This is a genomic window from Haloarcula sediminis (assembly GCF_035656455.1).
Classification (GTDB): domain Archaea; phylum Halobacteriota; class Halobacteria; order Halobacteriales; family Haloarculaceae; genus Haloarcula; species Haloarcula sediminis.
The window spans coordinates 20,439-45,198 of record NZ_JAYMGA010000001.1; the positions used below are offsets into that span (position 1 = coordinate 20,439).

26 protein-coding genes are annotated in these 24,760 nt (G+C 68.2%); 10 read left to right on the top strand and 16 right to left on the bottom strand.

Annotation, left to right across the window (positions count from 1 at the left end):
* Position 1 precedes the first annotated feature (1 nt).
* The 3 genes from VJ162_RS00130 to VJ162_RS00135 all read right to left on the bottom strand — a co-directional run bounded on the left by VJ162_RS00130 (position 2) and on the right by VJ162_RS00135 (position 3,863).
* Positions 2-1,057 (bottom strand): ArsA family ATPase, encoded by a 1,056-nt coding sequence (locus VJ162_RS00130; protein WP_324661584.1) that lies wholly within the window; start codon positions 1,055-1,057, stop codon positions 2-4.
* A 111-nt stretch (positions 1,058-1,168) separates the two neighbouring features.
* Positions 1,169-1,330: a DUF7563 family protein gene (locus tag VJ162_RS18575; protein ID WP_262176004.1), complete on the bottom strand. Its 162-nt coding sequence runs from the start codon at positions 1,328-1,330 to the stop codon at positions 1,169-1,171.
* 94 nt (positions 1,331-1,424) lie between these two features.
* Entirely contained in the window at positions 1,425-3,863 is a 2,439-nt protein-coding gene (locus VJ162_RS00135) for an ATP-dependent DNA helicase (RefSeq protein WP_324661585.1), read from the bottom strand.
* 92 nt (positions 3,864-3,955) lie between these two features.
* Here VJ162_RS00135 and VJ162_RS00140 point away from each other — a divergent pair, with 92 nt between their 5' ends.
* Entirely contained in the window at positions 3,956-5,938 is a 1,983-nt protein-coding gene (locus tag VJ162_RS00140) for an NHL repeat-containing protein (protein WP_324661586.1), read from the top strand.
* 1 nt (position 5,939) lies between these two features.
* Here VJ162_RS00140 and VJ162_RS00145 read toward each other — a convergent pair whose 3' ends face one another.
* Together VJ162_RS00145 and mct are read right to left on the bottom strand one after the other, a co-directional pair.
* Positions 5,940-7,259: a hemolysin family protein gene (locus tag VJ162_RS00145; protein WP_324661587.1), complete on the bottom strand. Its 1,320-nt coding sequence runs from the start codon at positions 7,257-7,259 to the stop codon at positions 5,940-5,942.
* Positions 7,260-7,349: 90 nt separating this feature from the next.
* Entirely contained in the window at positions 7,350-8,534 is a 1,185-nt protein-coding gene (gene mct, locus VJ162_RS00150; RefSeq protein ID WP_324661589.1) for a succinyl-CoA:mesaconate CoA-transferase, read from the bottom strand.
* 121 nt (positions 8,535-8,655) lie between these two features.
* Between mct and glmS the strand changes: the two genes are divergently transcribed.
* From glmS to VJ162_RS00180, 6 genes are all read left to right on the top strand, one after another.
* Complete coding sequence (glmS, locus tag VJ162_RS00155; RefSeq protein WP_324661590.1) at positions 8,656-9,096, top strand: methylaspartate mutase subunit S; 441 nt, start codon at positions 8,656-8,658, stop codon at positions 9,094-9,096.
* 2 nt (positions 9,097-9,098) lie between these two features.
* Positions 9,099-10,553 carry a methylaspartate mutase subunit E gene (locus tag VJ162_RS00160; RefSeq protein ID WP_324661591.1) on the top strand — a complete coding sequence of 485 codons (1,455 nt, stop codon included), beginning with the start codon at positions 9,099-9,101 and terminating at the stop codon, positions 10,551-10,553.
* Complete coding sequence (locus VJ162_RS00165; protein WP_324661592.1) at positions 10,543-11,853, top strand: methylaspartate ammonia-lyase; 1,311 nt, start codon at positions 10,543-10,545, stop codon at positions 11,851-11,853. Before VJ162_RS00160 ends, VJ162_RS00165 begins: the two co-directional genes overlap by 11 nt.
* A complete protein-coding gene (gene mch, locus VJ162_RS00170) occupies positions 11,846-12,937 on the top strand; it encodes a 2-methylfumaryl-CoA hydratase (protein WP_324661593.1) in 1,092 nt (363 codons plus the stop codon). The genes VJ162_RS00165 and mch overlap by 8 nt, the downstream gene beginning before the upstream one ends.
* Positions 12,934-13,974 carry an L-malyl-CoA/beta-methylmalyl-CoA lyase gene (gene citE, locus VJ162_RS00175; protein ID WP_324661594.1) on the top strand — a complete coding sequence of 347 codons (1,041 nt, stop codon included), beginning with the start codon at positions 12,934-12,936 and terminating at the stop codon, positions 13,972-13,974. The genes mch and citE overlap by 4 nt, the downstream gene beginning before the upstream one ends.
* Positions 13,975-14,049: 75 nt before the next feature.
* Positions 14,050-14,457, top strand: a complete 408-nt coding sequence (locus tag VJ162_RS00180; RefSeq protein WP_324661595.1) for a hypothetical protein — start codon at positions 14,050-14,052, stop codon at positions 14,455-14,457.
* A gap of 66 nt (positions 14,458-14,523) precedes the next feature.
* On the opposite strand, the gene VJ162_RS00185 is transcribed toward VJ162_RS00180, so the two are convergent.
* The 3 genes from VJ162_RS00185 to VJ162_RS00195 form a co-directional block, all read right to left on the bottom strand.
* Positions 14,524-15,642, bottom strand: a complete 1,119-nt coding sequence (locus VJ162_RS00185; protein WP_324661596.1) for a pyridoxal phosphate-dependent aminotransferase — start codon at positions 15,640-15,642, stop codon at positions 14,524-14,526.
* 37 nt (positions 15,643-15,679) lie between these two features.
* Positions 15,680-15,823 carry a hypothetical protein gene (locus VJ162_RS00190; RefSeq protein WP_324661598.1) on the bottom strand — a complete coding sequence of 48 codons (144 nt, stop codon included), beginning with the start codon at positions 15,821-15,823 and terminating at the stop codon, positions 15,680-15,682.
* Between the two features lie 132 nt (positions 15,824-15,955).
* Complete coding sequence (locus VJ162_RS00195) at positions 15,956-16,828, bottom strand: mechanosensitive ion channel family protein (protein ID WP_324661599.1); 873 nt, start codon at positions 16,826-16,828, stop codon at positions 15,956-15,958.
* A gap of 150 nt (positions 16,829-16,978) precedes the next feature.
* On the opposite strand from VJ162_RS00195, the gene VJ162_RS00200 reads away from it, so the two are divergent.
* Positions 16,979-17,482 carry a CinA family protein gene (locus VJ162_RS00200; RefSeq protein WP_324661600.1) on the top strand — a complete coding sequence of 168 codons (504 nt, stop codon included), beginning with the start codon at positions 16,979-16,981 and terminating at the stop codon, positions 17,480-17,482.
* A gap of 37 nt (positions 17,483-17,519) precedes the next feature.
* The gene (locus VJ162_RS00205; protein WP_324661601.1) at positions 17,520-18,026 is read left to right on the top strand and encodes a metal-dependent hydrolase; all 507 of its coding nucleotides are present in this window, start codon (positions 17,520-17,522) and stop codon (positions 18,024-18,026) included.
* Here VJ162_RS00205 and VJ162_RS00210 read toward each other — a convergent pair.
* A complete protein-coding gene (locus VJ162_RS00210; RefSeq protein ID WP_324661602.1) occupies positions 18,023-18,784 on the bottom strand; it encodes a PHP domain-containing protein in 762 nt (253 codons plus the stop codon). The two genes, VJ162_RS00205 and VJ162_RS00210, sit on opposite strands and share 4 nt — an antisense overlap.
* Positions 18,785-18,885: 101 nt before the next feature.
* Here VJ162_RS00210 and VJ162_RS00215 point away from each other — a divergent pair, with 101 nt between their 5' ends.
* Positions 18,886-19,176 carry a DUF7565 family protein gene (locus tag VJ162_RS00215; RefSeq protein ID WP_324661603.1) on the top strand — a complete coding sequence of 97 codons (291 nt, stop codon included), beginning with the start codon at positions 18,886-18,888 and terminating at the stop codon, positions 19,174-19,176.
* Here the strand turns inward: VJ162_RS00215 and VJ162_RS00220 are convergent.
* The 7 genes from VJ162_RS00220 to VJ162_RS00250 all read right to left on the bottom strand — a co-directional run bounded on the left by VJ162_RS00220 (position 19,173) and on the right by VJ162_RS00250 (position 24,568).
* Positions 19,173-19,844, bottom strand: a complete 672-nt coding sequence (locus VJ162_RS00220; RefSeq protein WP_324661604.1) for a hypothetical protein — start codon at positions 19,842-19,844, stop codon at positions 19,173-19,175. The genes VJ162_RS00215 and VJ162_RS00220 overlap by 4 nt on opposite strands.
* Complete coding sequence (locus tag VJ162_RS00225) at positions 19,844-20,692, bottom strand: ABC transporter permease subunit (protein ID WP_324661605.1); 849 nt, start codon at positions 20,690-20,692, stop codon at positions 19,844-19,846. The genes VJ162_RS00220 and VJ162_RS00225 overlap by 1 nt, the downstream gene beginning before the upstream one ends.
* The gene (locus VJ162_RS00230; protein ID WP_324661606.1) at positions 20,689-21,624 is read right to left on the bottom strand and encodes an ABC transporter ATP-binding protein; all 936 of its coding nucleotides are present in this window, start codon (positions 21,622-21,624) and stop codon (positions 20,689-20,691) included. The genes VJ162_RS00225 and VJ162_RS00230 overlap by 4 nt, the downstream gene beginning before the upstream one ends.
* 358 nt (positions 21,625-21,982) lie before the next feature.
* Positions 21,983-22,420 (bottom strand): transcription elongation factor Spt5, encoded by a 438-nt coding sequence (locus VJ162_RS00235; protein WP_324661607.1) that lies wholly within the window; start codon positions 22,418-22,420, stop codon positions 21,983-21,985.
* 4 nt (positions 22,421-22,424) lie between these two features.
* Positions 22,425-22,604: a protein translocase SEC61 complex subunit gamma gene (locus tag VJ162_RS00240; protein ID WP_262176056.1), complete on the bottom strand. Its 180-nt coding sequence runs from the start codon at positions 22,602-22,604 to the stop codon at positions 22,425-22,427.
* A gap of 118 nt (positions 22,605-22,722) precedes the next feature.
* Complete coding sequence (locus VJ162_RS00245) at positions 22,723-22,977, bottom strand: hypothetical protein (protein WP_324661608.1); 255 nt, start codon at positions 22,975-22,977, stop codon at positions 22,723-22,725.
* A gap of 58 nt (positions 22,978-23,035) precedes the next feature.
* Complete coding sequence (locus VJ162_RS00250) at positions 23,036-24,568, bottom strand: methyl-accepting chemotaxis protein (RefSeq protein ID WP_324661609.1); 1,533 nt, start codon at positions 24,566-24,568, stop codon at positions 23,036-23,038.
* Positions 24,569-24,760 lie beyond the last annotated feature (192 nt).

Here is a 24,760-nt window from a genome sequence, read left to right on the forward strand (position 1 = left end):
TTCAATCCAGACAGGCCGCGACGACAGACAACAGCGCCTCGCCGTGGACCTCGTCGGCAAAGAGCGGGACGCGCTTGACCTCGTGGCCCCGGAAGAGGTCCTGGGCGCTGGCGATGGCGTCCTGCTGGACGTCCCACCGGCGGGCACAGAACTCACAGCCATCGGTGTTCGGGCCCGGGATGCCGACCTCGCGGCCCAGCACCTCGCTGGGGTCTTGCATCACCCGGTTGACCACGATGGTGCTGACCGGAATCTCGAAGTCGGTGAGCTGGGCGAGCAGGCGCTCGGACTCCATCACCGACAGCGTCTCGGGCACCATCACGATGCGGAAGTCGGTCCGTGTCGGGTCCTGCAGGATGGCCCGCAGGCGCTCGATGCGCGCGGAGAGCTCCTCCAAGTCCTGGATGCCGGCCTCCGCGTCCACGTCATCGTCGCCGCCGAACATCCCCGTGACCGAGTCCATCATCCCCGAAAAGCGCTCGCGGAGCTTCAGAATCGTCCCGACCATCGAGTCCATCGTCTCCGGGAGCTCCAGCAGCCGGAGGGTGTGGCCGGTCGGTGCGGTGTCGATGACCACGCGGTCGAAGCGGTCGTCGTCGGTGTAATCGAGCAGCAGGCGCATCGCCGCGGCCTCGTCGGCGCCGGGCATCGACCCGCCCAGGATACCGTCCTCGCCGCCGATGGGGTCCTCGCCGCCCATCGGCCCGCCACCGCCGAGCATCCCGCCGAGACCGCCCAGGGCGTCGTCCTCCATGCCCAGCGGTCCCTCGCCCATCGCCGCCTCGGGGTCGATTTCGGCCGCAAAGAGGGGCATGTCCTCGCGAATGCGGGTCGGCTCCGCGGGGATATCGGTTTCGAGCGTGTCCGAAAGCGAGTGGGCGGGGTCCGTCGAGACCACAAGTGTCGCGGTGTCATCGCGGGCCGACGCCAGCGCGGTCGCGGCGGCACAGGTGGTCTTTCCGACGCCGCCTTTCCCCCCGTACAGCACGTATTCGGGCGCGTCGACGCCGGTCGGTGCGTCGATGTCGTCGACTGCCTCGACGTCTAGGTCGGTCATACCTCAGGCTACGCCTCCGGCCTTGAGTAGTTCCCGGAAAACAGCCCGACAGTGACCCGTGGCTGTCGGGCGACTCTCGGGCCCCCGGTCGCCGAGCGACCGGCGTATGCCCTACTGTCGCGAGGAGCGCGCCTCGCGGACCTCGGCGCCGTCACGAAGTTTGTCTTCGCAGTTCGGACAGACTCTCGGTCCGTGTGCTTCGGAGGCTTCCGGTGTGAACACCCGCACGTACTGCTCAGTTACGAATTCGCCGCAGTTCTGACACTCGGGCATCCCTTGTAACACTCTAATTATGATGTATATGCTTTTTGTTTACGGCCAACGAGGGGGAGTTACAAACCACGTTCAGGCGACTAACCGCCCGGAATCAGTGGTTTCGCCAGAACGACTCGAGCTGACTCGACAGGAAGTCGGGGGTCATCCGCGTGAACTCCTCGCGTTCGCCCTCCGGGAGAAACTCGTAGACGGAGTGGCGCCCGTCGGGTGTGTAGCGCCGGCCGACGAAGGCCCGCACGCCCACCTCGTCGGTCCCGCGGATGACCCGGCCGATGGCCTGGCGCGCCCGCCGCACCGCGGGGACGGTCAGGGCGTACTCGAAGGCGTTCTCGTCGCCGAACGTGTCGCCGTAGGCCCGCTGGACCGCCCGGATTCGGGGCGAGCCGATGTTGACGAGCGGGACGCCGACGACGGCACAGGTCGATAGCTTCGCCCCGTCGTAGTCGACGCCCTCCGTGAGCGTGCCACGCGTCGACGTGACCAGCACCTTCCCATCGCCGGCGAAGAATGACTGTTTGGTCCGGTCGGTCTCCTCGTTGCTGGAGGACTCGTCTACGAGTACCTCCTTCTCGACGGCCTCCTGGAGGTAGGCCCCCGCCCACCTCGCTTCCCGGTAGTTCGGCATGGCTATCATGACGTTGCCCGGCGAGCGAGCCAGCGCCCGCAGGGCCTGGGCGTACTCGTCGCGGGTGGGGTTCCAGTTCTCGCCCAGCGGCTTCATCTCCTCGGGGTTCCCGCGATTGCGCGCGGTGAAGGGCCGTGCGTCGACGAGATAGGAGGCGCGGTTCTCCGGCGGGAACGGCAGGTCGTAGGTCACCGAGCGGACGGGCCGGGTCGGGGCGTCGTCCGCGTCGTCCAGTGACTGCTCGGCCAGCCCGTCGAGGCCGGCGACCTCGGTGAACACGTCAAGCGGTTCCAGCGTCGCGCTCATCACGCATCCTCCACCGAGTTCGTCGAAGGCGTCCCGGAGCGCCATCGCGGGCATGCAGTTGTAACACAGCAGCCCGGGCGTGTAGACGGCCTCGTAGTCGGCGTCGGTGACCCGGCGCTCGTCGGGGGAGTGTTCCAGCTCGATTTCCCGCAGGAACGTCGAGTGGTCCCGCTCCCACCACTGGCCCGCGATGGCGCCGACGGCGGCCGATACCGGCTGGCGGTTCAGCCCGAGCTGGTCGATGGCGTCCTCGACGGCGGCGCCGACTTTCGCGAGCGAGCGCCACAATTCCCCGTCGTACCCCTTCTCTTCGGCCCACTCGGTCAGCTCGTCCCGCTCGACGGTGTCGGGGTCCCGCAGCGGTATCTCGCGGTCGTGTTGGGGGAGGACGCTCGGGTCCGCGCGCCACCCCTCGTGTTCGCTGTCGAGGAAGCTTTCGACCCGGTCGTCGACCCACCGTTCGAGGTCGGCGTAGAACTTCCGGGCGCGGTCGACCGCTTCCAGCGGGACCTCCCGGGCCTGGAGTACCTCCCGGACCTGTGCCTTGTGGTCTGCGGTCTGCTGGGCGCGCTGGACCAGCAGGTCACAGTCGTTGCGCGCCTGCGTGATGGTCTGTTTGCCCAGCCGGTCCGAGAGCAGGTCCCGGACCCGCTCTTCGAGCCGGTGGGCCTCGTCGACGACGACGAAGGTCCCCTCGTCGAGAATCGAGTCGAGTAGCGGCCGCGAGTTGGGGTCAAAGAGGTGGTTGTAGTTACCGACCACCACGTCGGCCTCTTCCAGCATGACGCTCATCACCCGGTGGGGACAGGTGCCCCGTTCGACGGCCGCCGGCAGGTAGTCGTCGATGGTGACGACGTTGTTCGGCCCCGCCGAGAAGTCCACGGGCGAGCCCTTGTTCCGGGCGTACCAGTCGGCCTCGAAGGGGCAGTACAGCGGCGGGTCGTCGCCCTCGGCCATCGACTCCGGGGCGGTGGGCTGGCTCGGGCGATAGGGCGAGGCCGCGCCCGCGGTGGCGAGCGTGTCCTCGCCCAGCGTCGTCTGGGAGGCGGCGTCGGGGCGGGCGGCCGCGGCGAGGTCCTGGCCCAGCCGCGGGTCCCACCACTGTTCGTCGTCGTCGACCTCGTTCTCGATGGCGGTGTCCGCGACGGCCGCCCCGTCCCCGCGCCCGTCGTCCTCGACGAGCCGGGCAGTCGCCTCGCGCAGGTCCTCACACCGCTCGTGCGTGCTCGCGTCGTCTGGAAACTTCCCCTCGCGGCCGTACGGACAGAGGTCCCGCTTGCCCACGAGCGAGATGCCGTCGAGGGGCTCCTCGATGCCGGCGTTGAGCGTCCGCAGGTCGTCGACGAACTGCTGGAGCTGCTGTTTGACCGGCGTCACCACGACGATGCGGTCGTAGAGCTCTGTGTCCCGAACGAGATGTGCGCCGGCGGTCAGGGCGGCCATCGTCTTCCCGGTGCCACAGGGCCCTTCCATCGCGAGGAAGCCGCGGGACTTCCCGGCCTCGATGACCCGCTCGATGGCGTCGGCCTGGTTGTCGTATGGCTCCTCGAACCCGAAGTAGGTGCGCCACGCCTCGCTCTCCCGAGCCGGTTCCCGCATTGCCCCGGGGTTGGGCGTCACCGTATTTGAACCGCCGGGTTCCACTCGGACAATCAGTACAGTTAATATTGCCGTTAGAGACGTTATGGCAAATGCCCGGTCGGCATCAGGAAACGTACGGCGTCCGTTCCCAGGGCCTCGAACCCCCGTTCCCCAGACCGGTCACGGACGTCGGGCTGTCGACGCCGGTGGGTGTCGTCCAGGACCCCGCCGGCCGGGTCTGGGTCGCCGACGCCGGCAACAGCCGCCTGCTCGTCTTCGACCGCTCGCTCGACCGGGTCCTCGGGCAGGTCGGCGCCTTCGGGACCGCGCCCGGCGAGTTCGACCTGCCCTTCCGCCTGGCTCACCACCCCAGCGAGCCGCGGCTGTTCGTCACCGACCTGGGGAACGGCCGCGTGCAGGAACTGGCCCACGGCGACGCCGACGAGGGCGGCGTCCCGGTGACCGTCGAGCGGACGTTCGCGCCGACCGGCGACTTCCATCCCAACGGTATCGCGGTCCACGAGAGCCACGGCGGCCTGACCGTCTTCGTCGCCGACGAGTTCTACCACGAGTGCCCGACTGACACCCGGAGCCGCGTCGTCGTCTTCGACGGCGAGGGCCGCCAGACCGGGCAGTTCCGCGAGGTGTCACGGTCCGACGACGACCCACTCGGGCTCTACTGGTCCCAGGGGCTCGACACGGACCCCGAGGGGAACCTGCTCGTCGCCAACACCGGCTACGGCCAGCAGGCCCGCGAGTACGGCCGTCCGCCCTACTACGCGAACGTCCTCCGCTGTGACCGCGAGGGCACCGAGGTCCCGTTCCCGACCACGGGCTCGCCCGTCCTGGACGACGAGTTCGCCGTCCCCCGCGCCGTGAGCTACATCCCCGACGAGGAGCGAATCCTGGTCCCGGACATCGGCGGCGGGCACCTCTATGCGTACTCGCTCGACGGCGACCGGCGCGGGGAGGTACCCTCCGTCATCGCGCCCGATATCGAGTCGCGCCGCTTTGGCGCACCGATGGCGGTCACCGGCTACGACCCCGGGGAGGCCGACCCGACCGGCGCCATCCGGGGACGCGTGCTGGTCACCGAGGCCCTCGACCACGCCGTCTCCGCGTACCGGCTCCGCTTTGTCGCCGAGCGCAAGGCCCGGCTGGCGACCGTCGACGGCTGCCGGCGCCGGCCCGGCCAGTTCGATTACGCGTTGGGGTCGGCCGTTCAGCGGCGCGACGACCCGGTCCTCTGGGTCGGCGACGGCGGCAACGGCCGGGCCCAGCACACCGCTCCGGGGCTCGACGAGCCGGTCGCGCCCGAATCGCTCACCGAGAACCGCTTCCCGGCGACGCTGGCGACGTGGCACCCCGACGGGGAGACGTACCTCTTTGCCGCCGACTACACCGCCGACGCCGAGGCGTTCGAGGACGACCGCCAGCTCCACTGCTACCGCCTACACGACGGCGAGCCCGAACACGTCGTGGGCTTTGGCGGCTGGGGCTACTTCGGCGGCGACGTGCGTCTCCCCCGCGGGATGGCCGTCGAGCCGCTCGACGCCGACCGCTGCCGGCTCCACGTCGCCGACTCGCTCAACGGGCGGGTCGCCTCGTGGGTCGTCAACCGCCGGGCCGAAACCGTGGAGGACCACGACACCCGCGGCACGTTCGGCCACGACGCCGGCGAGTTCTGGCTCCCCTCGGACGTGGCGGTCGGCCCGGAGGCCACCTACGTCGCCGACCGCAGCAACGACCGCGTCCAGTACGACGCCGGCGACGGCTGGACGGTCGCGGGACGGGCGGGCTATGGCGACGACGCCGGCCGCTTTCTCCTGCCGACGAGTCTGGCGCTCGCCGACGGCTACCTGTTCGTGGTGGACCTCGTCAACCGCGCCGTCAAGGTGTTCGAGACGCTGCCAGACGGGGGGATTCCCGACGAGCCGACCGACGCCTTCGGTACCTTCGGCGGCCAGACCGCCGGCGGCGACCTCTGGTTCCCGGCGATGGTGAGCGCCGTCGCACGCGGCGAGGGCGTGACGGTCGTCCTCCCCGACAGCGTCCTGAACGTCGCGTATCGCTTCGAGTGGACGCCGCCCTGAGCTACTGTTCCCCGGGTCCGGACAGGTCGATGCGGACCTCCAGCACGCGGTTGTTCTCGGCGGTCTCGACGGTGAGGCTCACGCCGTCATAGGTAATCGTCTCGCCCTCGTCGACGAGGCGGCCGGTCCGGCTCATCAGGAAGCCGGCGACGGACTCGAACTCCTCTCTCTCCGGGAACTCGGTGCCCAGCGCCTCGTTTGCCTCGTGGACGTTGAGTTCGCCGCGGACGATAGCCGAGTCGTCGTCGAGCCATCGAATCGGCGGGGCCTCCGTCGCGGTGAGCACCTCGCCGATTATCTCCTCGACGATGTCCTCGATGGTCACGACCCCCGCCGTCGTGCCGAACTCGTCGACGACGACGGCCATCCGACGGCGCTGCTCGCGTAGCTCCGTCAGCAGTTCGTCGACCTCCTTGGTCTCCGGGACGGCGTAGGGTTCACGGGTCACGGAGCGGAGCGAGTCGCCCCGGTGCTGTGCTTCGAGCAGGTCCCGGATGTGGACGACGCCGACGACATTGTCGAGTACGTCCTCGTAGACGGGGAGCTGGCTGAACTCGCTGTCCAGACACGTCTCGATGGCCGTATCGAGGTCCGCGTCGGCCTCGACGCCGACCACGTCGAGCCGCGGGACCATCGTCTCCTTGACGATGCGGTTCCGAAAGCGGAGCAACCGCTGGAGCATCCGGTGTTCCTCCTCGGTGAACACGCCCGCGCGCTGGCCGGCCTCGATGACTTCCCGGACCTCCGCCCGCGTGACGTAGGCGTTTTCGAGGTCTCCCTCGCTCCCGGTCAGTCTGTTGACCAGGCTGGTGAGCGCGTCGAACAGCGCCACGAGCGGATACAGCGCCCGCTGGACGAACCGGAGCGGCCGGGCGATGCGCAGCGCCCACGGCTCGCTGTGTTCGACCGCGTACGACTTCGGCGCGGTCTCGCCGAACAGCAACACAAGCGACGTGACCCCGAAGGTGGCGACGAGGACGGACTCGCCCGGGGTGAAATAAAACCCCAGCAGCCCCGTGGTGATAGCCGACATGCCGATGTTGGCGATGTTGTTCCCGACGAGTATCGTCACGAGCAGCCGGCGCGGGTCGTCTTTCAGCAGGGAGAGCGTCTCGGCGCCCGGCGTCCCCGCCTCGACGAGCGAGGCGATGCGGTGGTCGGCGAGCGAGAAGATGGCTATCTCGGCGGAGGCGAAAAACGCCGAAAACAGGATGAGAACCACCACTGCGACGGTCCCCAGAACGGTAATCGATTCCTGCGAGACCGCGGGGAGCGCGCCGAACTGTCCGACGGGCACCGACGACGGGGTAGACGAGTACACGCGTAGTGAAAGGCGGAACGGCGGGGTAAAATCACGGGTCCGGGAACCGTCGTGCCCGCCGCAACCGAGGTCGAAGCCTCGAACAGTGGCTCAGTCGCTCTCGGCGACCTCGGGCGTTCCGTCGACCTCCTCGCCGAGCAGCTCGGCCCGATGCTCGTCCAGCAGCGGCGCCCGCCCCCGCGGCCGGGGCATCGTCTCCGTCATCTTGATCGGGCTCCCCGCGACGGTCATCGGGTCGTCGGCGCCCGGCTGGGCCACGTCGGCGAGCATCTCACGGTCGCGGACGTGCGGGTCGGCGAAGATATCGGCGGTGTTCTGGACGGGGGCGGCCGGCACCCGGCCTTCGAGGAGGTCCAGAATCGCCGCCGACTCGTGTGCCCTCGTCCAGTCCGCGATCTCCGCCCGAAGCGCCTCCCGGTTCGCCAGCCGGCTCGGGGCGTCGGGGTAGTCTGCCGCCAGGTCGGGCCGGTCCATCGCCTCACACAGCGTCGCCCAGTGACCGTCGGAGAAGGCGGCGATGACGACGTAGCCGTCGCTGGCCTCGAAGGCGTCGTAGGGGAACAGCGTGGGGTGGGAGTTGCCCTGTCGGGTCGGCGATTCGCCGTCACAGGAGTACTGGTAGACGGCGCGTTCGGCCAGCGAGACCATGCAGTCGTACATCGCGGTGTCGACATACTGGCCCTCGCCGGTGCGCTCGCGGTGGTGGACCGCCGCCAGAATCCCCACCGCGTTCAGCGCGGCGGTGAAGATATCACCGACGCCCGGACCCACTTTGGTCGGCGGGCCGTCTTCCTGGCCGGTTATCTCCATCACCCCGCCCAGTGCCTGCGCGATGAGGTCGAACGAGGGCTGGCCCTGACGGTGGGTCTCACCCGTGCGCGGGTCGCCAAAGCCGCGGATGGAGGAGTAGACGAGCCCCGGGTTGCGTTCTTTCAGCGTCTCGTAGCCGCAGTCGAACTTCTCCATGGTGCCGGCTTTGAAGTTCTCGACGACCACGTCGGCCCGCTCGACCAGCGAGAGGAAGGCCTCGCGGTCGTCGTCGGCGCCGAGGTCGAGCTCCAGCGAGCGTTTCCCGCGGTTGACACTCTGGAAGTAGCCGCCGTAGGCCTCCTCGTCGCCGTCGTCGACGTAGGGGGGGTTCCCCCGGATGAGGTCACCGCCGGGGCGCTCGATCTTTACCACGTCCGCGCCCATGTCCGCGAGCAACATCGTACAGTACGGGCCGGCAAGCACCTGTGTGAGATCGAGCACCCGCAGGTCGGCAAGCGCGCTCATAGCGGAACCGATAGCGGGCACCGGCATAAACTTTGGTGATAAATCATTATAAATTCCTTAAGGCCGTATTATCATGAAAAACCATTAGGTTTATGCCCATCCCGGAACCACGACAGAGCACATGCCCCGTACCGTCATCCTCGGCGTGATCGGCTCCGACGCACACGTCGTCGGTATCACGATTCTCGAGCAGGCGCTGTCGGCCGCTGGCTTCGAGGTCATCAACCTCGGCGTCCAGACCTCACAAGAGGAGTTCGTCAGCGCAGCCAAGTCCCACGACGCCGAGGCGGTATTGGTATCCTCCCTGTACGGGCACGCCCGACAGGACTGCGAGGGCTTTCACGACCGGCTCGCCGAAGCCGGCATCGACGTGCCCACGTACGTCGGCGGGAACCTCGCCGTCGGTCAGGACGACTTCGAGGCCACGCGCGAGCAGTTCACGGAGATGGGCTTTGACCGGGTCTTCGACGCGGAGACCGACCCGGAGGAGGCCATCGCCGCGCTGCGCCGTGACCTCAAGCTCACGACCACAGAGGGCGAACCGGTCAGGGTCGACGGCTGACCATGCTCACGGACAGCAAGCTCCCCGCCGACGAGCTACAGCGCATCGCATCGGAGCTGCGCGACAACTGGCACACCGGCCGGGGCGTCGACTTCGAGGAGGCCGTCGCCTTCCACGAGTCCCTGCCCGAGAGCAAGCAGTTCGCCCCCCTGCTGGAGTCGGCCGACCGGCCACTCCTGCAGCCCCGGGCCGGCGTCCCCTGTCTGGAGGACCAGATAGACCTGCTACGGTATCTCCAGGACGAGGGCGGCGCGGACCTGTTGCCGACGACCATCGACTCGTACACGCGGGACAACCAGTACGAGAAGGCGGAGGAGGGGTTGGCCGCGTCCAGAAACGAAGACACGGACGAGCTCAACGGCTTCCCCGCCGTCAACCACGGCGTCGAGGACTGCCGGCGGCTCATCCGGGCGCTTGACGCCCCCATCGAGGTGCGCCACGGCACGCCCGACGCGCGCCTGCTGGCGATGGTCACTCTCGCGGGCGGCTTCCAGTCCTTCGAGGGCGGCCCCATCTCGTATAACATCCCCTACACCAAGCGCCACGACCTCGCGACGACCATCGAACACTGGCAGTTCGTCGACCGGCTCTGTGGCGCCTACACCGAGCGCGGCGTCACCATCAACCGCGAGCCGTTCGGCCCGCTGACCGGCACACTGGTCCCGCCCTGTATCGCCATCGCGGTGATGCTCATCGAGGGCAAGCTCGCGGCCACGCAAGGCGTGCGCTCGGTGACGCTGGGCTACGGGCAGGTCGGCAACCTCGTCCAGGACGTGGCCGCGCTGCGCGCGCTGCGCAAACTGGGCGAGGAGTACCTCCCCGACGAGGTGACCGTCACGACCGTCTTCCACGAGTGGATGGGCGGGTTCCCGCCGGACGAGGCCCGCGCCAACGGCGTCATCAGCCTCGGCGGGGCGACCGCGGCGGTCGCGCGGCCGGACAAGGTCATCACCAAGTCCCCGGAGGAGTTCCAGGGTGTGCCCACGAAGGAGGCAAACGCCGCCGGCCTGCGGACCACGAGACAGCTTATCGATATGATGATAGAGCAAGACATCGACCTCGGCGGTATCGACGACGAACAGCGCCTCATCGAGCGGGCCACGAGGGCCCTCGTCGACGCCATCGAGCGGGCCGGCGACGGCGACGTGGCCCAGGGTGTCATCGCCGCCTTTGACAGCGGCGCGATGGACGTGCCCTTCGCCCCGTCGGACGCGGCGGCCGGGGCGGTCCTGCCGGCCCGCGACGACGACGGCCGCGTGCGCATCTTCGAGTTCGCCGACCTCGCCCTGCCCGACGACATCAAGGAGACACACGCGGCGAAACTCGGCGAGCGCGCCCGCACCGAGGGCCGGGACCAGTCGTTCCGGATGGTCGCCGACGACGTGGACGCCATCAGCGACGGGAAGCTCATCGGACGGCCGACCGGCCACCGGGGAGGTGCCAGCGATGCGGATTGAGTCGATTCAGGCGATTCCGGGGGTCTCCGGCTTCTTCTTCGACGACCAGCGGGCCATCAAAGCCGGCGCCACCCAGCGGGGATTCGCCTACGACAGCCCGCCCAAGACAGCGGGGTTCGAGCGGGTCCGCGAGGCCGGCGAGTCGCTCATCGTCGAACTTGAACTCGCAGACGGGACCGTCGTTACCGGCGACTGCGCCGCGGTGCAGTACTCGGGGACCGGCGGCCGGGACCCCCTCTTCCGGGCGAGCGAGTATCGCCCGGTCGTGGAGGGCACCGTCGCCGACGCACTGTGTGGACGGGATGCCACGCTGTTCCGGGACAACGCCGAGACGCTCGAAGCCATGGACGCACAGCGTTCCGGCGGCGACCGCCTGCACACGGCCGTTCGCTACGGGGTCTCCCAGGCCCTCCTGAACGCCGCCGCGAAGGCGCGAGGCGTGACGCCGACCGACGTGCTCGCAGCGGCCTACGACACCGAGCCCGCGACCGAGCCGGTGCCGGTGTTCGGCCAATCGGGCGACGAACGCTGGACCAACGCCGAGAAGATGCTGCTGAAAGGCGTCCCGGTGCTTCCCCACGGCCTGTTCAACAGCGTCGAGAAGGTGGGTCGGGACGGCGAGACGCTACGCGAGTACCTCTCCGGGCTCTCGGAGCTGGCCGACGCGCTCGGCTCCGAGGGGTACGACCCGCGCTTCCACGTCGACGTCTACGGTATCCTCGGCGAGCTGTTCGGCCCCCCCTACGACCGGCCCGAGGTCACGGACTACTTCGAGTCGCTGCGGGAAGCCGCCGCGCCCTACCCGCTGCAGGTCGAGGGGCCGATGGACGCCGGCAGCCGCGAGGCCCAGATCGAACGGATGGCCGAACTCCGCGAGGCGCTCGACTCGGCGGGCGTCGATGTCGACATCGTCGCCGACGAGTGGTGCAACACCTTCGAGGACGTGCGGGCGTTCGTCGACGAGGGCGCCGCCGACGTGGTCCAGATAAAGACGCCGGACCTGGGCGGCATCCAGCGCTCCGCGGAGGCGGTGCTTTACTGCGACGGCACCGACATCCGCGCGTATCTGGGCGGCACCTGCAACGAGACGGTGACCTCCGCGCGGGCCTGTGCCCACGTGGCGCTGGCGACCGACGCCGCGCAAGTCCTGGCAAAGCCCGGGATGGGCTTCGACGAGGGGTTCATGGTCGTCACCAACGAGATGCGGCGGGCGACTTCGGGGACCGCCGCGACCGCAGGGAGCGCGGTCGCCGGTGACAGCCGCGAGGCGCGGTCGACGGGAGGTGGGAGCGATGACTGACTGGTCGGCGCCCGACGCAATCGACTGCGCGGACGAGTCCGCCTTCGGGGCGCTGCTCGACCGCGTCGAGACCCGCGAGAAGGGCCACTACTTCGAGTTCTTCGACGAGGGCGACGAGCTACGCCACGACCCCGGCCTGCGGCTCAGCCAGCACGGTAACGAGGAGTGGATGGGCCAGACGCTGAACCACGACCCGGCCTACTGGCGGCCCGACGACGCCCGAGAGCGCGACTTTTCGGAGCCTCCGGCCCACCCCGACTACCTGCTGGCCTGCGTGATGGGCGTCACCGTCGAGGACCTCTCGGAGAAGGGCGGCTATTTCCTCGGCCGGACGGACGTCGAGTTCCACCGGCCCGCGTATCCGGGAACCGAACTCGACGTGACCTCCACGGTCGTCGACACCCGGACCTCCTCCTCGCGGCCCAACTACGGCATCGTCACCTGGGAGTCCGTGGGCCGGGATCGCGAGACCGGCGACCGGCTCGTCTCCTACGAGCGGACGAACATGATTCCGCGGCGCAAACCGATGGCGTCGGACGGGAGCGGTGCAGTGGCTGACGACCAGCCTTCGGGCGCCGACAGCACCGGCCCCGACCTCCCGTCGACGCTCGTCACGCCCGACGGGGGCACCTTCGAGGACTTCCGCGCGGCCCTGGAGCGGGCCCGGGAGACCGACGCCGCCGTCGCCTACCGCCACGAGCGGGGCCGGACGATGGACGAGCGCCTCGTCGCCGGCCTGCCGCTTTCGACGCTGAACACCGCTCGCCAGCACCACAACCGCGACGCGATGGCCGACTCGCCGTCGGGCGACATCGTCGCCTACGGCGACGTGACCCGCTCCATCGCGCTGGCACACGCCCGCTCGGACGAGGCGACCTACCGCGAGCGGCGCTTCGAGAACGAACGGTTCCACGACTTCGTCACGCTCGGTGACACCGTCTACGGCTTCACCCGCGTGCTCGACTGCGACGGCGAGGCCGGCCCCGCAACGGCGGGGGCCGTGACCTTCGAACACGTCGCCTTCAACCAGGACAGCGCCCCGGTCTACAGCGGCCGGCGAACCGCACTCATCACCCGACAATGACACGACTCTGCCGAACGTTCCAGACCGCACCGGCCGCCGTCCCGAGAGACAACAGCGCGAAGTTCCTCGAATCCGGGCTCACCAGCGAGGGCTTCTCGACGCCCGACTGGCTCGTCCCCGACATCGAGGACGGGACCGCCCCCTCGATGAAAGCCGAAGCCATCGACAACATCGTCGACCGCCTGCCCGACCACGCGCCCGACTTCGCGGGCGAGATACTCCCCCGCGTGGAGTGGGCCTACGACGACGCACAGTTCCGCGAGCGCGGGACCGAGCAGGTCCGCCGGCTCGCGAGCGAGGTGGGTGACCACCTCGACGGCGTCGTCTTCCCGAAGGTCGGCCGCCTCGACGACGTGCGCGAGGCCGCCGGCGTCCTCGCCGAAGCCGAGCGCGAGGCGGGCCTCGACGACGGCGCGCTCGATATGGCCATCATCCTCGAAACGGCGCCCGCTCGCTCGGACCTGCGGGAGATATGCCAGTTCGCGACAGAGTCGCGGCTCTCCGGGCTGGTCTTCGGGCCCGTCGATTACACCGCGGAACTGGGCGGCCGGGCGCTCGGCGGCGAGCGCCCGCGCTGGGACGGGCTGCTCGAAGCCCTCTCGAACGAGACCAGCGCCGCGGGCATCGTCTCCATCGGCGGCCCCTTCGACCAGCTCTTCCACGAGCGGGCCGGCGTCAGCTACTACAACGCCGAGGGGTACGCAGACCAGGTCGAACACGAGGCGACCATCGGTATCGACGGCTCGTGGTCGCTCCATCCCAAACAGACCGCCCAGGCCAACCGCATCCACATGCCAAGCAGCGAGGAGCTGGACCGGGACCTCACCAAGATAGAGGCGTTCAACGAGGCCAAACGCGAGGGGACCGGCGCCGTCGTCGTCGACGGCCAGATGGTCGATGAGGCCACCTACAAGAACTTCGCCAACACCGTCCTGACGGTGCGAGCCATCGACGAGACCCACCCCGCACAGACCGACGAGTGCTACGACGACGACCTGCTGGAGCGGGCGCTCGACGTCGAGCTGAGATTCAACTGAGCGCCAGGCCGCCCGGCCGTGCCATTGTCTCTCGACCGAGTATGTAAGTGTCAAGAGTGTCAACTGAGTAACTGTATGGACGAAATCGAACTCGGACAGGCGACGATAGTCTACGAGGACCCGGACGAAGGCGTCGTCCGGGACACCGTCGACAACGAAGAGATAGTGTACGCCCGCGACCACTGGATGGTCCGCACCGGCACCGACGAGGACGGCAACGACCTCATGAAACAGATTCCCAAAGAGCGCGTCCACCGCGTCGACCGCACCGTCGAGGAGTTCGAGGACCAGGCCGGGACCGTCCGGCGGCGGGTCGAATCGCTGGCCAGCGACCTCCGCGAGCGGATTCCGGTCGACGTCGGCGACGGGGGACGCCGCGAGACGAGGCAGTCCGAACCCCAGGAGCCGGCCCGGACGATTCCCGTCGACGACAACGAAGGCGACAGCCACGACACCGACGACTTCGACAGTACGGAGCGGTAGCGGGGCGAACGCGACAGCGGTCGGTGCCGGGACGGGCGTCGAGTGCGGTCCGTGGACCAGCGCCGGCTACCCGAAAAACGCCACCAGCCGGTCGGCCGCCGTCCCGACCCGCGGCGTCGTCAGCGAGAAGCGCAGCGAGTCGGCTCGGGCCTCCCCGAATGCCGCGCCGGGCATCCCCGCGACGCCGGCCTCGTCGACGAGCCGGTAGGCGTTCTCGAACGTGCCGGGGAACTCGGGGAACCGGGCCAGCACGTAGAAGCCGCCGTCGGGACGGGTGTAGACCGCGCCCGCCTCGTCGAGCGCGTCACAGAACCGGTCGATGCGTGCCCGCAGCCGGTCGCGGGCGGCCTCGTAGTAGCCCGGTTCGGTTGTCTCCATCGCCCGCTCGACGGCGTGCTGGGCCGGTCGCGAGCCGCTGACGTTCGTCAGCATGTGCCGCGTCGTCGCCCGCTCGACGAGGCCGCCGGTCGGGCCCTCGGTCGGCGGGAAGACGGCGTAGCCCACGCGGAACCCGGTGATGGCCATCGACTTCGAGAAGGCGTTCGTCGCGACGACGTTGGGCGACGCGCAGTCGAGCGCGGAGGCGAACCGCCCCGAGTAGTCGAACTGGTCGTACACCTCGTCGGAGACGAGCAGAGCGTCGTTTTCCTCGGCGACGGCGGCGAAGGCGGCCATCGCGTCGGCGTCGTACACCGCGCCGGTCGGGTTGTTGGGCGAGTTGACGACGATGACCGCCGTCTCCGAACTCGCTGCCGCCCGCACCGCGTCGGGGTCGAGCCGACCCTCGTCGTCGACCGGAACGAACGCCGTCTCGGCATCGAGGAAGTTCGCCCGACCGGCGTAGTAGGGGTAGACCGGGTCCGCAAGCAGTATCTCGTCGCCGTCGAAGCGGTCCAGCCCGCCGGTCATCGCGAGGTGGTTGGCCTCGCCGGCACCGTTCGTGACGACGACACGGTCCTCGGCGACGCCGTGCCGGGCGGCAATCTGCTCACGGAGCCCGCGGAGCCCTCTGCTCGGCGCGTACTGGAACTCCCCGGCGCCGGCGTCGGCGTACTCCCGTAACCCCGCCCGGACGCCGGCCGGTGGGTCCCAGTCCGGGCTGCCGGAGACCATATCGACCACGTCCCGGTCGGCGCGAGCGGCGTACTGCATGACCCGATAGAACTGCGGGGTCTCGTAGTCCATACCTCATCTGGGCGGGTCGACGGCCTTTGCCTTTCCGTCACTGCCTGATGTACAGCGTCACCGCCCCGACGACCAGGAGGAGCAGCCCCCAGAACAGGTCCGTCCCCGGCAGGAAACCAAGCAGGAGCGTCACGATACCCGAGGAGACGAGCGACCAGCCGACCGTAGTACGATAGGCCATATGACACGTTCGGGGCCGACACTGAAAGCTCCCGGGACCGTCCGCCCACGCGGTACCACGAAAGAAGGCCACAAATCGGCTGGTTCGCGAATTGTCTCTCCCCGCTCACACGGGCCGAGGGACCCGCCCTCGTTAGTCGTCCGCGACAGCGCCGGCGTCGCGCTGGTTGACGTCCAGTTCGCCGACGACCTGCGTGTGTGGGTAGGGGAACCCGATGTCCGCTTCGTCAAAGCGGTCCATCACCGACTCGGTCAGCTTGTGCTTGACGCCGCCGGCACCCGTCTCCTGTGGGTTGATCCACATCCGGGCGTTGAACACGATGGCGGAGTCGCCGAGGGTGGTGAGGGGGGCCGACGGCGCCGGCTCTGCTAGGACGCCGTCGATGGCCTCGATCTCTTCTAAGATGATCTCCCGCGCTCTGTCCACGTCGGAGCCGTAGTCGACGCCGAAGTCGACCGTGACCCGGCGGGTCTCGTGGGCCTGTGTGTTCTTCACGACGGCGTTTGCCAGCTCCCCGTTCGGGACCGTCAGCTGCTCGTTGTCCCACGTATCGAGCTTGGAGACGCGGAGGTTGATCTCGCGGACGATGCCGCCGTTCCCGTTCCACTCGATGTAGTCGCCGACCTCGAAGGGCTTGTCCTTGAGGATGAAGATGCCGGCGACGAAGTTCTCGATGATATCGCCCGCGGCGAAGGCGACACCCAGCGCGAGCGCACCGGTGATGGTCGCGAAGGCCGACAGAATCGTCGGGAAGCCGGCGACGGTCGCGGCAAACGCCACGGCGCCAAACAGCGCAACAGCGCCGGCGATACTGGAGCCGAGGCTGACGACGGCGGGCGAGAACTCGCGGGCGTTGAGCGCTCGTTTGGTCACCCTGACCAGGACGGACTTCCCAACCAGATACAGGATGAGAAACGCGACGACGAACGTCACGGCAGTTAGGACGAACGACACCACCGCAGGTACGAGCCCAGCGGGCGCTTGCAGCTGTAACAGTGTGGACATCACACGCTTACCAGTACGTTTAGAAGTATATAACTAATTGTTACGACTAGCTCAGCGGCCACAACGTATTTATTTACCGTCTCTCGGCGGTACAACGGGTGTCCGTCACACGGCTGAACGCTTATTCGGTCCCCGGCCAAACACCGAGATATGACGGACGATCCTATCGAACAGCGCGTGGGCGCGGCGCTGCGCGAGCGCGACGAGACCCTCGCGGTCGCGGAGTCCTGTACCGGCGGGCTGGTCGGCTCGCTCGTGACCGACGTGTCCGGTTCCTCGGCCTACTTCGACCGCTCGCTGGTGACCTACTCCTACGAGGCAAAGCAGGAACTGCTCGCCGTCTCCCGGGAAGCCCTGGACGACCACGGCGCGGTCTCCGAGCCGGTCGCGGCCGAGATGGCCCGCGGCGTCAGGGACACCGCCGGGACCGACTGGGGCGTGGCGACGACGGGCGTTGCCGGGCCGACGGGGGGCAGCCCTGAAACGCCCGTCGGGACCGTCTACGTCGCCGTCGCCCACGCGGCCCCCTGGGAGACGGGCGAGTCTGGCTGTACTGTCGCTGGCTACGAGTTCGACGGTGCCCGGACCGAGGTGAAAGAGAAGATAGCCCGACAGGCCCTCACAGACCTGTTGGGGCGCGTACAGAATCAGTAGCAAGAGCTTTCGGTCGGGGTGGCGTCGAGCCGGCTGAATGAACAAACGCGGCCACGTTCTGAACGCGGTCCTGCTGAGCATCGGGCTGGGATACGTCCTCGACCCCTCCGGGGACGTGTCGACGTTCGCGACGATCGCCGAGGTGTTCCTTCCGGTGGTCCTCGGGGCGCTGTTCCCGGACGTAGACACCGCCTTCGGCAAACACCGCAAGACGCTACACAACCTGCCGGTGTTGCTCCTCTTTATGGCCCATCCGATCTACCACGGCGGGAACCTCCAGTGGGTGTGGTTGGGCGTCCTGACCCACTACGTGCTCGATATGGTCGGTTCGCGGCGGGGAATCGCCCTGTTTTACCCGGTGCTGGACACGGAGTACGGGTTCCCGACCGGCGTGACGACGTCGAGCGACTACGCCGAAGCCGTCACGGTGGCTATCACGATACTCGAGCTGGCTGCCGTCGGCGCGCTCGTGTACGTGCTCCCGAGGTATCTGCCGCCGAGGGCGACGGAGCTGCTGGCCAACGCCATCGGGTCGGTCGCCTAGTACACCTTCACGTCGTTGAAGGCCTCGCCGTAGGCGACGTGGTCCGGGTGTGTCGGCGCGGTGCCCTGTAGCATGACGCGGTCGAACTTCTCCCAGCTGTTCTCGAACCCGAGGTGAGCGAACTCCAGTCCGCGCCGGAGCGTATGCAACGGCCCGCTCCGGTGGCTGACGCGCCGCGGTTTGCCCTCCCGGAGCGCCCCACGCAACGCCGATTCGCTCCTGATCGGCTCGTCGAAGCGGGTCCACGCCTCGCCGATGGTCCCCGGCAGATGAGCGTAGGACGAGGCGAACGTCGACAGCCCGGTCGTCCCCGCAAACCGCCGGGCACGGCGGCTGTGGTGTGGGAGGAACTTGGGGTTGTACACCTCGATGGCGTCGATGGTCTCCCGATAGGTCCGCAGCTCGTCCAGTCCGAGACTCACCGAGAGGAAGCCGGGGTGGGGGACCAGTACCGCCGCTCCCTGGCGTCGCAGTTCCGCCATGGTCCCGTCGAGTGTGAGAAAGTCCGGGACCATCTCCTCAAGGCCAATAGCCAGCAGGTGTCGACGGCGCTGCCAGGTCCCGGTGAAAAGCTCCCGGCCGGGGTAGACGGTGAGTTCCTCGTCGGAGAACGCCCGCGCCTTGGCGCGGATATCCGGCAGACGGGTGAAGTGGGGTGCATACACCAGCGCGTCGAGTCCGCGCGCCTTCGCTCGTTCGACGACCTGGTCGTCGAGAACCTTCACGTGCAGGTCGACGGTGAACCCCTCGCTCGTCACGGGTCGGAATACCTCGGTCGCCCCATTATGGGTTTCTATTTTCGGAAGTGTCGCTGTGCCGTGGCGAACGCTTTTACCATCGGGGTGCCTCCCTCCGTCCAATGCCACGCTGGGAGTGTGCAATCGAGGGCGACGACAGCCAGTTCGACCGCGTCGAGGAGCTCATCGTCCACCAGTCGACCGAGCACGACCGCATCACCTGCAAGGTCTGTGGGACCGTCGTCCCCGACGGCTACTTCGCGATCAAACACGCCTTCGACGAACACTCCAGGGCCGAGTACGTCCGCGCCTACGACGCCTCCGCCGCCGAGGTCCGGCGCCGCGAGAACGTCAAGGAGTCAATCGAGTCCGAAGCGGACATGAACGAAGTCATCGAGCGCCTGGAAGGCTAGGGCCGCGACCGGAGATACCCCCCGGTCCCGATAGCGACCGCCCCGAACACCACCGACCCCAGCCGCAGGAGGGTCCCGCTGTGGGTCGCCGGCGGCGTCCCCTGCCGGACGGTCACCATGTCGTACGTCGCGATACCCTGTCGTCGCTGTTCGAGCCGCTGCTCTCTCGACTGACCGGGCGGTGTCTCTCCCTCCTGACCGCCCGACGCCGTCCGGATGCCTGTCGTCGTCGCCTCCGGCTGTATCCGCTCGGACTGGATGCGGTCGACCGGCTCGTCGGGCGGCGGGAGGTCGGCGTCGTCGGGTCGTTCGATGACGACGCTGGTGCGCCGCTGTCGCTCCTCAAACTTCTCCGGCCCGTTCGTGTCACCGATCTCCGTCGCCGCCGAGTACGGGAACTCCGGCGCTCCCTGTCCTACCGGGACCGTGTACTCCCGCTGGGGTGAGCGCAGCGCGGCCACGTATATCTCCTGGCCCCGTTGGGAGAGGTTCTCGTACTCGATGACGGTGTACCCCTCGGCTTCGAGTTCCGAGCCGTTCGCCGTCGTCCCGGCGCCGGTGTCGTGATAGAGCACCTGCTGGACCGGGAACAGGGCCGGGACGAGCAACGCGGCGACACCGACCACGAGCAGGACCGCCGTCGCGGTCCCGGCGACGTCGTCGACCATCAGAGGTCAGCCCCCTCGAAGCGCCAGTAGCCAAGCGCCAGCGGCACCGCCAGCCAGACGGCAAAGACGAGCAGCGACACCTCGTCGCCGAGATACGCCGGCAACGTGTCGCCCTCCCCGGCCCGCTGGAGGACCTGCCGCTCGAACTCGGAGGGGACAACGAGGTTCATGGCCTTCCGGTAGGCGACGAGCGGGCTGGTGTACAGCACGGCGTTGTAGAGGTCCACGTTCCGGTCGAACCCCAGCAGCGTCTGGTGGACAAAGCGGACGAGCAGGGCGACGCTGACCCCGGGGATGACGTACAGAAGCACCAGCCCGAAGTACGACCCCACCGCGGCGGCGATGGCCCGGCTGCGCTCGGCGACAGCCGCCGACAGCGAGACGGCGACTGCGACGAAGACGGCCGCGTAGACGAGCGAGACGGCGAACATCCCGACCACGACGCCCACCGGGAGGGCGCCGTTGCGGGCCACCGCCATCGCGGTGGCGGTGGCGAACATGAACGTGACCCCGGCGGTGACGACCCCGAGCCGGCTCGCCAGCTTCCCGAGGAACACGTCACGGCGGCTGTTTGGCAGCCCCAGCAGGAACTTCACGCCGCCGCTCTCGCGCTCCCCGGCGATGGCCATGTAGCTGGCCACCAGCGCGACGATTGGAAGCAAGAGCCCGAAGACCCCGCCCATGGTTCGGAACAGCTGTATCACGGTCTCCCGCGGCGTGAGCCGATACCCCGAGAAGCCAAAGGCGATGAGCGCCGTCAGCAGGCCCAAAAGCGTCGCCACGGCCCACAGCGCCCGGGACCGGCGCGCCGCCGTGAAATCCTTCCGGGTGACATCGCGCAGCGTCACTGCGGGACCTCCTCGGCGGCGCGTGCGTCGTCGCGGCCGCCGCCGGTCAGGTCGTTGAACAGCGACTCCAGTGAGACCGTCTCCGAACGGATGTCCTCGACGGTCGCGCGCTCGGCGACGTGGGTGACGACGTCGACCTTCGCGGCCGGGTCGGTGCAGTCGACCACCAGCGTCCGCTCCTCGACGGCCGCCCGCGCGACACCCGGGAGGCCGTCGACGCCGAGCCCGGTCGGCGGCGACGCACAGTCGAGATGCAGCGTGGCGTGGCCGCCCGCGCTCTCGCGCAGCCCCTCGATGCTGTCGACCGCCACGAGTTCCCCCTCGTTCATCACGCCGACCCGGTCGCTGACCGCCTCGACCTCCGAGAGGATGTGACTGGAGAAGAAGACGGTCGTCCCGTCGGCCGCCCGCTCGCGGACCACGTCGCGCAACTGCTGGATGCCGTTGGGGTCGAGTCCCGTCGAGGGCTCGTCCAGAATCAGGAGGTCCGGGTCGTCAACCAGCGCGATGGCAAAGGCAAGGCGCTGTTGCATCCCCTTGGAGTAGTCGCCGGCCATGCGGCCGCCGTCGTCGGCCAGCCCCACGAGGTCGAGGAGGTCGTCGGGGTCGTCGTCGGCCCGTTTCGTCCGGATCGCCCACGAGAGGTACTCCCGCCCCGTCAGGGGGTCGTCGAAGCCGTACCCCTCCGGGAGGACGCCGACCCGCTCGCGTATCGCTTCGGGGTTCGTCTGTGCGTCCCGCCCGAGCACCTCGACGCGTCCGTCGCTCGGCCGGATGAAGTCAAGCAGGAGGTTGATCGTCGTCGACTTCCCCGCACCGTTGGGGCCGAGAAAGCCAAAGACCTCCCCCTCATCGATCGTGAGGTTCAGGTCGTCGACGGCGACGACGTCACCGAAGCGCTTTGTCAACCCGTCCGTTCGGATAGCTGCCATCTTGTGGCTGCGGTATCACCAGGTGGTGGTGTATATCTTCTGCACGGTTCGAGCGAATTTTGACCGACAGCTCGGCGATACCGTTGGAGAATCAGGGTACCGCCCGGTAGTCAAATCGAACCGACAGCCCTGCCCGGCCCGCGACCCGGGAGCTGTGCCACCGGACACCGACCGTCGCCTCTACCGCTTCACCTTTTTCGGCGTCGGGTGCGCTCGCTGCGTTTGCGCACCCCTCACAGTGACACAGTCGTCGTTCGCATGTCTGTGGGACCTGCGCTCTCGCTCGACTTGCAAAACGTGGGCGAAAAAGCGGGTCCAGCGGAGCGAGGACCCGTGAACCGGCGGCTACGCCGCCGGACTACCGCTCTTCACTATCCAGCACGCGAATCTGGTCGCCCCGCACGGTGACGGGAATCGGGACCGTCGCCTCGTACAGCTCGACGGTGACCTGGTCCTTGCCCTCGTCGATGCGCTGGACCTGGGCCTTCTCGCCCTTGAACGGACCGGCGATGAGCTCGACGATGTCTCCCTCGGCGATCCCCTCCACGTCGGGTTTCGGCGAGAGGAAGTGTTCGACCTCCGCCATCGAGGACTCGCCCTGGACGACGCCGTTTGCGTGGGGAATCTCGTCGAGGATGCGGTCGAAGACGTTGTGGTCGTCGGCCTCGACCATCACGTAGCTCGTCAGGGAGTCGGGGGCCAGCGCCGCGTGGATCTCGGGCTCTTCGCGCGTGATTATCATGTCCGCGACGGTCCGCTCCTGGCTCGCCGTGGTTTTGACTGCGTAGATACCCATCGGATTACACCGGCTTGCTGCCCGGGACAAACGTCATGAGGGCGAAGATGATGAAGCCGATGAGCCCCACGAGGACGATACCGGCACCGGCAATCTTTGCTATCTGGGAGAACTCCTCCCAGTCGGGCGTACTCGCCAGTTTGAGCACGCGAACGTAGGAGGTGAGGTCGTACGGAACGTTCATATCGGAGCCTACCGGTCGGTGGCTTTTCTATATTGTGGTCGCCGGTCGTGTTTCACAGGGCTTGTCGCATCGGTGTCCCTGCGCGCGACTCCCCGGCCAGACGCTACGACAGGGCATTTCAGTCGTCTGCGACGGTGCTGTGGCCCGTTACGGTCGGTGTGACCGCCGGGTTAGCCGTCGACTCCCGGTTGAGTGCCCGCACCGTCTCCGACATCTGTTCGGAGACCACTGCCTGTTGGTCGCTCAGGCGCTGTGTGGAGGCCCGCAACTGCTCGACGGCATCGTCGAGCCCGGTCGTGCTGGTGTGGAGGTCCGCCATCGAGTCCCCGAGCCGCGAGAGCGCGCTGCCCACGTCGGTTTCGTCTGTGGTCATACGATAGACAAAGAACCGAGCGCGCGTGTGGGCACACCCTAACTGGTTAGTGTCCCGGTCAGCGGTCGCCGACACTGCCGCCCGACAGGCGGCTGACAGTGGCGTTGATCTCGTCGACCTGCCGCGCCTGTTCCTGCGTGTTCTCGGCGGTGGCCTGCATCTCGTCGGAGATGTCTTCGGCCCGCTGGACCACCTCGTCGAGCATACTGGCTATCTCCTCGGTGCTCGCGGCCTGGTCGTTCGTCGCCCCGGACACCTGTTCGATGCCTTCGGCCGTCTCCTCGATGGCCGTGACGATGTCGGTCAGCGCCTCGGTGGCGGCCTCGACCTGTTCGATACCGCGGTCGACCTGTTCGGTCGTCTCCTCTAAGTTCTCGACGGTCTCCTGGGTGTCCGCCTTGATGCGCCCGACCATCTCCTCTATCTGGGAGGCCCGTTCCTGTGACTCCTCGGCGAGGTTCTTTACCTCGTCGGCGACGACGGCAAAGCCCTCGCCGGCCTCGCCGGCGCGGGCGGCCTCGATGGAGGCGTTCAGCGCCAGCATGTTCGTCTCGTCGGCTATCTCGTCGATGACGTCGACGATCTCGTCTATCTCGTCCATCCGGTCCCGGAGCGATGTCACGTCGCCGGTGACTTCCGCGGCGGACTCGCCGACCTCCTGCATCACGCGTTCGGTCTCCTCGGCGGTCTCCTGGACCTCCGAGGCGGCCTCGTCGGCGTTGCGGGCGGTCGAGGCCACCTGGTCGCTCGTGGAGGCGATCTCCTCGACGGTCGCCGAGAGGTTCGACACCTCCTGGCTGACGGTCGCGAGGGCCTCGGACTGCTCGTCGGAGATTTCCGACACCCGCTGGCTGCTGTCTGCGACCGAGTCGACGGAGTCGTGGAGGTCGTCGGTCCGGCCGGCGACATCCGAGACGATGTCGTCGAGTCGCGCCGCCATCTGGTTGAGCGAGTCGACGACATCGAGCAGTTCGTCGTCGACGTAGTCGGTCTCCCCGACGGACGCGCGAGACTGGAGTTTCCCGGCCTCGATGTCGGCCATGGTCGACTGCAGCTCGGCGACCATCCCGCGGAGCTGCTCCTGCCGTTTGGCGTCCTCGGTCCGGTCCTGTATCATCTCGACGACGCCGGCCAGTTCGCCGTCGTCGTCGTACATCGGCGCGGCGCTGAACCGGATGTGTCGCTCCGCGCCGCGTGCGTCTTTCATCACGCTCTCGTCGGCGTACAGCGTGTAGTCGACGTCGTCGACCCGTGGCACGTCGTACGCCTCGTCGCAGTGTTCCGGAGACTCGATTACCTTCTCGGCGAGGGTCATCGACCGCCGCCCGTCGTGGTAGAACGCCGGCCCGACGACGCCGTGTTCCTCCGTGAGCTCGACCGCGCCGGCCTCGGACTCGCCCGTCAGCGCCGCGAGGGAGCTGTTCCAGTGGACGATGTCGCCGTCGGCGTCGAGGACGAAGATAGGCGTGTCGACGCGGTCGAGGATCATCCGGTAGTGGAGCCCGTCGGTGGGGTTGACGGGCTCGGCCATCGAGCCGCCGTCTGGTGTCGCCTCTCCGTTGGCGTCCGTCGATTGGTCCTCGCTTCGCATATGCAACAACAACTCTTAGACGCTGATATAATATTTATCATAATAGAACAACAGGAACTGCGGACCGGTCGCCGTCGAACGCTCGACGCGAGCGGAGACAATTGCCGGTGTTGCGCTGGCCGGGCGCCCGTGTTCGCGGCGACCAGCTTCGCGCCACTCACAGAACACGCTGGGTCTACCATCTACTAAAAA